Annotated in this window: 1 protein-coding gene; it reads right to left on the bottom strand. The window is 74.7% G+C overall.

Features of this window, described 5'->3' with window-relative positions; translation table 11 throughout:
• Positions 1-109 precede the first annotated feature (109 nt).
• Positions 110-1,450 carry an MFS transporter gene (locus AB0C20_RS36085; protein ID WP_357190543.1) on the bottom strand — a complete coding sequence of 447 codons (1,341 nt, stop codon included), beginning with the start codon at positions 1,448-1,450 and terminating at the stop codon, positions 110-112.
• Positions 1,451-1,704: the final 254 nt, after the last annotated feature.

The raw sequence follows: 1,704 nt of genomic DNA, 5'->3' as shown, positions 1-1,704 counted from the left end.
CGGCGGTGTACGACAGGACGACCTCGACACCGGCGCCGACACCCGCGTGCTTGAGCGCGTTGGTCAGCGCCTCCTGCACCACCCGGTAGACGGTCCCGCCGGGCCCCGGTCAGTCCGGGCCGCTCGGCACAGCCGCGGCCACGCCGGTGGGCACTGCCGTCCGGCGCCGACGGCGGGTCAGCAGCACCAGCGCCACCACGAGGTACGCCCCGGCGGTCAGCGCGAACGCCACCGCGTTGCCGGCCGCCGTGGCGAGCAGACCGTAGCCGGCGTACGTCACGATGATCAGCACGTCGGTGGCCATCCCGGCCAGGGACGTGACTGTGGCGCGGCTGGTGCCGGTGATCCGGGCCTGGAGCCGCGCGTCGGCCAGCACGGTGGCCAACTGCGCGGCACCGAAGGCCACCGCGAGCAGCACGAACCCCGCCGGATGCCGGAGCAGGGCACCCGCAGCCAGCGCGACGCCGACCAGCCCCAGCAGCGCGGCGTAGCCTCGGCCGCCCAGCCGCTCCCCCGCCGGGGCGAGCAGCCCGCCGACTGTCACTCCGGCCCAGAGCAGCAGGAGCAGCAGGGGTACGGCCTGCGCCCCGACGCCGGTGTCCAGGGCCAGCAGCGGGGTGTACTCGTCCAGGGCACCCCAGTCGGCGGCGACCACTGCCACCAGCAGCACGGCGGCCCGTACCGGCGGACGGGTGCGGACCTGCGACACCCCGGCCCGCAGCGTGTCCCACCACCCCAGGTCACCATCGTCGTCCGGGCTCGCGGGCAGGGCGGTGTCCGGCTCGTCCGGCCCCTGTGGTGCGGCGCCCACCGGCCGGGCGGCCATCGCCGGCTCGGCGACCGGGGCGGCTGCGGCGGCCGGCGCGCGGTGTTCCGGGAAGCGGGTAGCGACGATCGTGGCGAGCAGGCAGGCGAGCACGCTGGCCGCGCCGACCACCGGGTACCCGCCGACGGCGAGCACCGGGCCGGCGAGCACTCCGGAGACCACCACGCCCAGCACACCCGCTGTCCGCGCCCGTCCAAGCACCCGGGCGTACCGGCCGACAGCGCCGAGCCGGTCCAACTCGGTCCAGACCAACGCCTCCAGCGCACCGGAGACCAGTGCGCCACCAGCGCCCCAGAGCAGGAAACCGACAGCGAAGGCCGGGTACGACGGCAGCAGCACCCAGAGCGCAAAACCGGCGGCGGCCACGAGCGGGGCGAGGCACAGCAGCAGCCGGCGGGACAGCACGTCGGCCCAGGCGCCGGAGGGCACCTCGAACAGGATGCCTGCGGCGGACCAGATGACGAAGAGCGACGCGATCTGCCCCACCGACAGCCCGGCGTCGGCGAAGAACACCACGTACAGCGGATAGAGCAGGACGAGGTCACTGAGGAACGCGTACCCGTAGAGGGTCGCCGTCAGCCGACGGACCGCCGGCTCGGGCACGCGCGAAGCGGTGGGGGTCATAGGGCCTTCCCGTGGGAGTGGAGACGGACACCGGACGTGCGGTGCCCGTGGTGGCCCACGGGATCGGCCGACGCTGCTGGATCAATGTCGCCAGGTCATGCCCGCGATGCTAGACAACCGGCGCGGCCGCGGCCAGCGCTTTCGGCGTGCCGAGCAGCGCGAACCGTGCCAGGTGGGCAAGATCCTCGGCGCGGCGGCGCATCCCCGAGTCGAGCGCCCGGTAGGCCGCCCTGTCGTCCATCTTGAACTCGCGC

The organism is Micromonospora sp. NPDC048843 (assembly GCF_040649965.1).
In the GTDB taxonomy this organism is placed as follows: domain Bacteria; phylum Actinomycetota; class Actinomycetes; order Mycobacteriales; family Micromonosporaceae; genus Micromonospora; species Micromonospora hortensis.
This window is presented reverse-complemented; position numbering and strand designations above follow the sequence as displayed.